Annotated in this window: 8 protein-coding genes and 1 pseudogene; 2 read left to right on the top strand and 7 right to left on the bottom strand. The window is 40.7% G+C overall.

Going from position 1 to position 6,780, the window contains the following annotated elements:
- The 3 genes and pseudogenes from RM529_RS15355 to RM529_RS15345 form a co-directional block, all read right to left on the bottom strand.
- Positions 1-638 (bottom strand): annotated as a pseudogene (locus RM529_RS15355) (hypothetical protein); the annotation flags it as partial.
- Complete coding sequence (locus RM529_RS15350; RefSeq protein WP_311485634.1) at positions 619-1,230, bottom strand: hypothetical protein; 612 nt, start codon at positions 1,228-1,230, stop codon at positions 619-621. The gene RM529_RS15350 and the pseudogene RM529_RS15355, both read right to left, overlap by 20 nt.
- Positions 1,214-1,759 (bottom strand): RNA polymerase sigma factor, encoded by a 546-nt coding sequence (locus RM529_RS15345; protein WP_311485633.1) that lies wholly within the window; start codon positions 1,757-1,759, stop codon positions 1,214-1,216. The genes RM529_RS15350 and RM529_RS15345 overlap by 17 nt, the downstream gene beginning before the upstream one ends.
- A gap of 193 nt (positions 1,760-1,952) precedes the next feature.
- On the opposite strand from RM529_RS15345, the gene RM529_RS15340 reads away from it, so the two are divergent.
- Positions 1,953-2,531, top strand: a complete 579-nt coding sequence (locus tag RM529_RS15340; RefSeq protein WP_311485632.1) for a DUF2911 domain-containing protein — start codon at positions 1,953-1,955, stop codon at positions 2,529-2,531.
- A gap of 262 nt (positions 2,532-2,793) precedes the next feature.
- Here the strand turns inward: RM529_RS15340 and RM529_RS15335 are convergent, their stop codons facing one another.
- The gene (locus tag RM529_RS15335) at positions 2,794-3,219 is read right to left on the bottom strand and encodes an organic hydroperoxide resistance protein (RefSeq protein ID WP_311485631.1); all 426 of its coding nucleotides are present in this window, start codon (positions 3,217-3,219) and stop codon (positions 2,794-2,796) included.
- Positions 3,220-3,314: 95 nt separating this feature from the next.
- Here RM529_RS15335 and meaB point away from each other — a divergent pair, with 95 nt between their 5' ends.
- On the top strand, positions 3,315-4,388 hold the full coding sequence (gene meaB, locus RM529_RS15330; RefSeq protein WP_311485630.1) for a methylmalonyl Co-A mutase-associated GTPase MeaB: 1,074 nt from the start codon (positions 3,315-3,317) through the stop codon (positions 4,386-4,388).
- Here meaB and RM529_RS15325 read toward each other — a convergent pair.
- From RM529_RS15325 to RM529_RS15315, 3 genes are read right to left on the bottom strand one after another with little or no spacing between them, the layout of a single operon-like run.
- Positions 4,377-4,949: a phosphatase PAP2 family protein gene (locus tag RM529_RS15325; protein ID WP_311485629.1), complete on the bottom strand. Its 573-nt coding sequence runs from the start codon at positions 4,947-4,949 to the stop codon at positions 4,377-4,379. The genes meaB and RM529_RS15325 overlap by 12 nt on opposite strands.
- Before the next feature lies 1 nt (position 4,950).
- Positions 4,951-5,178, bottom strand: coding sequence for a DUF8828 family protein (locus RM529_RS15320; protein ID WP_311485628.1), 228 nt, complete (start codon positions 5,176-5,178; stop codon positions 4,951-4,953).
- Positions 5,179-5,196: 18 nt separating this feature from the next.
- Positions 5,197-6,567, bottom strand: a complete 1,371-nt coding sequence (locus tag RM529_RS15315) for an MATE family efflux transporter (RefSeq protein ID WP_311485627.1) — start codon at positions 6,565-6,567, stop codon at positions 5,197-5,199.
- Positions 6,568-6,780: the final 213 nt, after the last annotated feature.

The following is a 6,780-nucleotide window of genomic DNA, read 5'->3' as shown; positions in this document are numbered from 1 at the left end:
TCCATTTTAGACTCGAAATCTTTCTCCCACTTTTCAGAATTCTTTTCAATTTTTGCAGCCCATGCCTCCATATCTTTATCAAAATCATCACCAAACTTTTCCTCTACTTCGGCTTCCCATTTTTTCATATATTCATCTGGATTCTTCTCGTAAGCTTCATAATCAAAATTCATACTTCCCATTTTCGAAGTAAAATTCTCCGGAAGGGGATTCGATGCAATATTCTGGATCATGGGCATAAGATTTTCCATTAGCGGTCCCAGCATTTCCTGCAAGCCTCCCATAGATTCGTTGAAGTCTGACATATTCATACTAACATCTGGCATTACATTCCAGGAAACACCTCCCCCAGACATTATTTTTACCTCGTTAGAAGATCCTGATACGTCCAGCTTCCAGCTTTCCATTAGTTGTTCTATTTCCTTTTTATCTGAAGTTTCTACGTCCAGGTAAGCCTCTACGAGAACTTCATTTTTATCCCATTTCTCCACAAGAATGTTGGTGTGCCTGGCATCTAAATGCACATTAACATTCGCATTTGTTTTGAAACTTTGCACGTGTTTCTTGGTTTGTGCTCCCACTCCCGCACTTATAAACAACAGCAGCAACATTATATAATTAAGCTTGTAGGTCTTCATAATTGTTGTTTTTTGATTCTTTAATTTCCTTAATCTTGTTCTTTAATTTAAACAGCAATTCCAGTCTTAGCTGAAGGTTTGCCACCATAGCTTCTACAGTTTGCTCGTTAGGGCCGCTTTCCTTAAGATCGGCATTCAGTCGTTTATATTCCTTGTCCAGTTCTGCAAGCTTAGTCATAAAAGCATCTATAAGTGCCTTGTTGTCTTCTGTAATATTCAGATTTGCCAATTCCAGGTTAAGGCTCGCCATATAATAATTCTCAATTTCCCTGTACTGCGGAGAAACATCGCTTAGCTGAAATTGCTTCGCCGGCTCCTGAAGGTCTTCCTGCAATTTCTCCTCTACCGGGGTCTCTACCACGTGGTTCTCTTCCATAGTTATACCGGGCCTTAAAAAGAACATTGCCACTCCAAAAGCTACTACAAGCACAGCTGCTATTTTTAAAAACAGAAAGCTGTTTTTCTTCTTTTGTTTAGGCAGGGCCGCATCCAGCTTCGCCTCAAAACGTTTTTGATGTCCGCTTTTTAATTTGTGTGACTCACGGCTTTCATCCTCATCATTCCGGAACATGTCTCTAATATCCTGTGCCATTTTTTATCATTTTTAATTCTTCCTGTAATTTTTTCTTTCCCCTGTGAACCAGCGTCCGTGATGACACCTGACTGATTTCCAGTATTTCTGCGATTTCCTCGTGATCGTAACCTTCTATAAGGAATAACATTAGGGGATATTTGTACTTTTCAGGCAGTCGCTCAATTTCAGCTTTCACCTCTTCCACTCCTATCCCGTCCTGCACCTGCCAGTTATCGTCCTCTTCTACCGTGGTCATTGTCCTTTCGTTTATCGCCACCATTTCCAGTTTCTTCGCCTTAAGCTTATCGAGGCATTTATTAATAACGATCCTCTTTAACCAGGCGCCAAATGTAACCTCTCCGTTAAATTGATGAAGTTTCGCAAAAGCCTTTATAAAAGCTTCCTGCATGGCATCTTCAGCTTCAAAAGAATCCTGAATAAACCTTAAAGCCACAAAGTACATGCCCTGGCTATACTTATTGTAGAGCTTCAATTGGGCCCTTCGGTCATTCTGCCTGCAAGCTTCTATTAATTCATTCTGTAACAAATTCTTATTGGTTTTGGTTGGTGTTCACTTTAAAGACGATTCTATTTTTCACATGTTGCAAAATCATACATTTTTTTTCTGAAAATACTTTAAACGCACCAAAGATCACTACTTTCACCTCTCTTAGTAAAGAAGTTTTTTTTCTGAAGTACATATTTGCACATTTTTTGAACCGCTATTGTCAAAGGTATTTATGAACACTACTCTAAAAACAGCTTTAAAAATAATTGGAGGCCTTGTGGCCGTAATCGTCGTAATTCTGTTTGTTTTGCGCTACAACACAAAAGCGCACAGTCCGCAGGGCACAGCACGATTTGAAAGTGATGAGCTAAAACTAGAGGTTTTCTATAACCGGCCCTATAAAAAGGACCGGGAGATCTTTGGCACACTTGTGCCCTACAATGAAGTATGGCGTACGGGAGCTAATGAAGCTACCACTTTTGAATTAAATAAAGATATTATGGTAGATGGTTCGTTATTAAAAGCGGGAAAATACACCTTATGGACCATCCCGGGTAAAGAATCCTGGAAAGTAATCTTTAATTCGAAGATGTACCCCTGGGGAATTGACCTTGAAAAAAAGGCCTACCGCGATCCTGAATACGACGCACTCGTTATAGAAACAGCGGTAAATAAAATTGAAAATAACGTTGAGCAGTTCACTATTTTCTTTGAAGAAATAAACGATCTTATTTTTCTTTTTCTAAGCTGGGACCATACCAGTGTTTCGCTACCAATTAAAGAAGCTGAAGGTTTAGAGGTTACTAAATAATTTATTCGATGCTGATTTTGAGGAAAGAACGACTAGGACGCTTATCTTAAACTGAATGAGGAAGCAACACCTGAAAATCTTCGGCGGAAACAGTTAAAACTTTTTGTATTCGTGGTAGAAAAGAATACAAGTCGAAAATTGGCAATTATGAGGCTCGACTTCTAAAACAAAAAACAGGTTGCCACTCCGCTCAATCAAACATAACAAAACAGCAAGGAGCGCCAATGGCACTCCTTTTATTATTTTATAAATTCCAAAAAAATTACTCGTCGAGTAGAAGATTAAGAGTTACATCAATATTATCCATAGTTGCTCTGGAATAAGGGCAAATTTCGTGCGCTTCGTTTACCAGTTCCTCCCCTTTTTCTACTTCAATTCCCGGAATATAACAATCGAGGATCACCTCAAGCTGCAAATCTTCTTCTTCAGTTGTTCCAAGTGATACCGTTGCCGTTACACTATACTCACCAAGATCTACTTTGTGCTTTTTTGCCACAACTTCCAGGGCGCTTCCAAAACATGCCGAGTAACCCGCTCCAAACAACTGCTCAGGATTGGAATAATCTCCACCTTTTCCACCAAGTTCCTTGGGCATAACTAATTTCATATCCAGAACTCCGTCGTCACTGGTCGTTCGGCCATTTCTACCTCCTGTGGTAGTAACATCGGTCGTATATAATGTTTTCATTTTAATTCAATTTTTATGTTTAATTTTTCAGTTTCAATATACAAATAATATTGCCACATAGAATGAATTCCTAACTTTGTGATAAACCTTTAGCCTTGAGCAAGAAGTTAGAAAAATCAGCTTTAAATGAATCTGGAAGCAGTCCAGGTTCCAATAATATCAATCCTAATTCGGCTGCAAGGATCAAGGCATTCAGAAAAAATAAATCTTCAGAAAAAGAATTGCTGAAGCAACTGCTGGAAGGAAATAAAACTGCACTTGGCAGGAGCATCACCCTGGTGGAAAGTAATCAGACAACACATCAGGAACAAGCGGAGTACCTCGTGGAAGGAGCCCTTCCTTATGCTCATAAATCTATTCGTATTGGCATTACCGGCGTTCCCGGAGTAGGAAAAAGTACTTTTATTGAAAGCCTTGGCAGCTTTTTAATAAAGCAAGGCAAGAAAGTGGCAGTGCTTGCTGTAGACCCTACCAGCACCGTTTCCCGTGGAAGTATTCTTGGAGACAAAACCAGGATGGAAAATCTGGTAACAGAAGAAAATGCGTTTATACGGCCTTCTCCCAGCGGAGATTCTCTTGGGGGCGTGGCCAGGAAAACCCGTGAAAGCATTGTTTTGTGTGAAGCCGCCGGTTTTGATGTACTTCTTATAGAAACCGTGGGCGTGGGACAAAGCGAAACCACTGTTCACAGTATGACCGACTTTTTTTTACTGCTGAAACTGGCCGGTGCCGGGGATGAATTGCAGGGAATTAAACGCGGAATTATAGAAATGGCCGATGCTATTGTGATTAACAAAGCCGATGGGGAAAATGAAAAAGCTGCACGGGAAGCCCGCCTGGAATTTAAGAGAGCCCTGCACCTTTATCCGCCAAAAGAAAGTACGTGGGCGCCAAAAATCCTTTTAAGCAGCGCCCTTTATAGCACCGGGATTAGCGAAGTATGGGAAATGATTACAGAGTATCAGAAGTTAGCTAAAGAGACCGGATATTTTAATCATAACCGACAGGAACAGAACAAATTCTGGCTGCTGCAGACGATCAATGAGCATCTAAAGAGCCGCTTCTACAATAATACCGAAATTAAAACTGCACTGCAAGCACAACTGAAAGCTATAGAAGCGAATAAAACCACCCCGTTTGCCGCAGCAAAATACCTCCTAAGCCTGTGAAACTTTAAGCCTGAAGAAGATATATTGCTGTAATTTATAAAAAATATATCCCAGGATAGCACCTATAAATAAGCCTGTAATCACGTCTGCCGGATAATGAACCCCTAAATAAATTCGGCTATACGAGCTAAGGACGGGCCAAAGAAGGATCAAATAAATCAATTTTGGATAAATTTTTCTGAACAGAAGAATAAGAAAGGTCGCTACTCCCATAGAATTGGACGCATGTGCAGAAAAATATCCGAACCTCCCACAACGATCTGCTACAAACCGTGCATTTTCCATGACACCTTCCTGCCGGCAAGGCCTTAACCTCTCAAATCCATCTTTAAACACATTGGCAAGCTGATCTGTAGCCGTGATCAAAAGGGCAATAACAACCATACTGGCCAGCGTACCTTTCCATCCAAAATTTTTAAAAATGAGGTACAAAAGGACGGCATAGAGAGGAATCCCCACAAATTTGTCGCTGATTGCCCGCCAGAATCCATCCCATGCGGGACTTCCAAGGTTATTAAGAAATAAGAATAGTTCTTGATCCAGTTCTATTAGTTCCTGCATATTACTCTTCGTATCTGCTTACTTCACGGTCATAAAATTTATTGGCCTGGTCGATCAAACCTTCAGCTTCAGTAGTAAGTTCTTCTTCGTCACTGGCATCAAAATCTTCCAGCCACTCTACCTCATCATCTTCAAGATTGATGATGAACCGCGGAAATTCAGTATGAATTACAAAAATCGCATCGGGATAATCTGTATTATCGCCTAAAAGAAATTTAGGAAAGTCCATGTATTTTACTTTTTCAATTTATATTGTTTCCTGATGTTTCAACTTCTTATTCAGAATTAATTTTTTGCTCAAAAAATTAAAGCGAATATACAACATTAAGGCCGAAGCCGTTAAACCGGCGAGCAATCCCAGCCATATCCCCATGCTTCCCAGCTGATCCTCTTTTCCGAAGTACCAGGAAACAGGGAAACCTATAATCCAGTAAGCTATAAAGCAGATAATTGTGGGAATACGAACATCCTGAAGTCCTCTTAAAGCACCTAAAATCACCACCTGCAAACCATCGCTTAGCTGAAAGAGGGCTGCCACGATAAGTAATTGTGCTGCCAGCAAAACTACTTCAGCATTATCTATATAATAGGTTGGCAAAATATCCTTAAGCGCAATAAAAGCAATAGCAAAGACGGCTTCAATTAAAAATACAAGGAGAAAAGTGGAAACCGCTATTCTCCTCAATTCCTTAAACTCACGCAGTCCTTTTTGATTTCCCACCCTGATGGTTGCTGTAACGCCAAGTCCAACCGCTACCATAAACGTCATGGAAGCCAAATTGAGTGCAATCTGATTGGCAGCCTGCGGATTTGTACCTAGAGTACCGGCAAGAAATACCGTGGCCGTGAAAATGGCTACTTCAAACAGCATTTGCAAAGCTGTTGGAAATCCTAACGCCAGCAAGCGCCTGAAAATAGTAGTTTTAAGGAATTCCTTTTTGGTCCATTTAAAATATTCTGCAAATTTTTTCTTTTTACTGAGAATAATCCAAATAAACCACAGCATAAAAAACCTGGAAATTAGCGTACCTATTGCAGCACCTTCCAGCTCCAATCGTGGAAAAATCCAGATTCCGTAGATTAGAAAATAGTTAAAGACGATATTCACCACGTTGGCCAGCAGCGTAGCATACATCGCATACTTGGTTTGCGACAGCCCATCTGCAAATTGTTTAAAGGCCTGGAATATCATTAAAGGCAACATCGAAAAAGCCACAATTTCGAGATACGGAATTGCCAGATCCACCACCTCTGGCGGCTGATCGAGATAGTACAAAACAGGTTTGGACAAAAGCAGCACCAAAAAGAGCAAAAATCCGTTTATGCCGCATAAGATAATACCGTGATGGAAGTAATTACGGCCTTTTTCGATATCCCCGGAACCGTCGGCTTCGGCAATTAGAGGAGTGATGGCAAACGAGAAGCCAATACCTAATGAAAGTGCTATAAATACGAGGCTGTTACCCAAAGAAACCGCTGCCAGTGGCGCCGGACCAAGCTGGCCGATCATTAAATTGTCCACCAGGCCCACCATCACATGCCCCAACTGTCCCAGCATAACCGGAAAGGCGATTTGAAGGTTTTTACTGAATTCTCTGGTGTAATTTGATAGGTTCAAGCCGAAAAATTTGAGTGCAAAGATAGCAGCTTTTCTCAGCTGAAAAATGAGGAAGCTGTTTATATTTCTATTGCCTCAAATCCTGAAGAAGCAGAAAAAGGGAAGAGTGGAAAGTGGAGAGTTTCGTTTTACTTTCCTCTCTACTCTAATAAAGTGAGGGCTCTAAAATGGCAATTATCGGCATAAAAGGGATTCTACCTCCCCATTTCATTT

Source organism: Autumnicola edwardsiae (assembly GCF_031846505.1).
Lineage (GTDB): Bacteria > Bacteroidota > Bacteroidia > Flavobacteriales > Flavobacteriaceae > Autumnicola > Autumnicola edwardsiae.
The sequence above is the reverse complement of the archived record's forward strand: the minus strand, read 5'-3'. Positions and strand labels throughout refer to the sequence as shown.

What these genes read in the sequence shown, in the direction of transcription:
- RM529_RS15350 (WP_311485634.1), bottom strand. Translation starts at nt 1,230, where the DNA reads ATGGCACAGGATATTAGAGACATGTTCCGGAATGATGAGGATGAAAGC.
- RM529_RS15340 (WP_311485632.1), top strand. Translation starts at nt 1,953, where the DNA reads ATGAACACTACTCTAAAAACAGCTTTAAAAATAATTGGAGGCCTTGTG.
- RM529_RS15335 (WP_311485631.1), bottom strand. Translation starts at nt 3,219, where the DNA reads ATGAAAACATTATATACGACCGATGTTACTACCACAGGAGGTAGAAAT.
- RM529_RS15325 (WP_311485629.1), bottom strand. Translation starts at nt 4,949, where the DNA reads ATGCAGGAACTAATAGAACTGGATCAAGAACTATTCTTATTTCTTAAT.
- RM529_RS15320 (WP_311485628.1), bottom strand. Translation starts at nt 5,178, where the DNA reads ATGGACTTTCCTAAATTTCTTTTAGGCGATAATACAGATTATCCCGAT.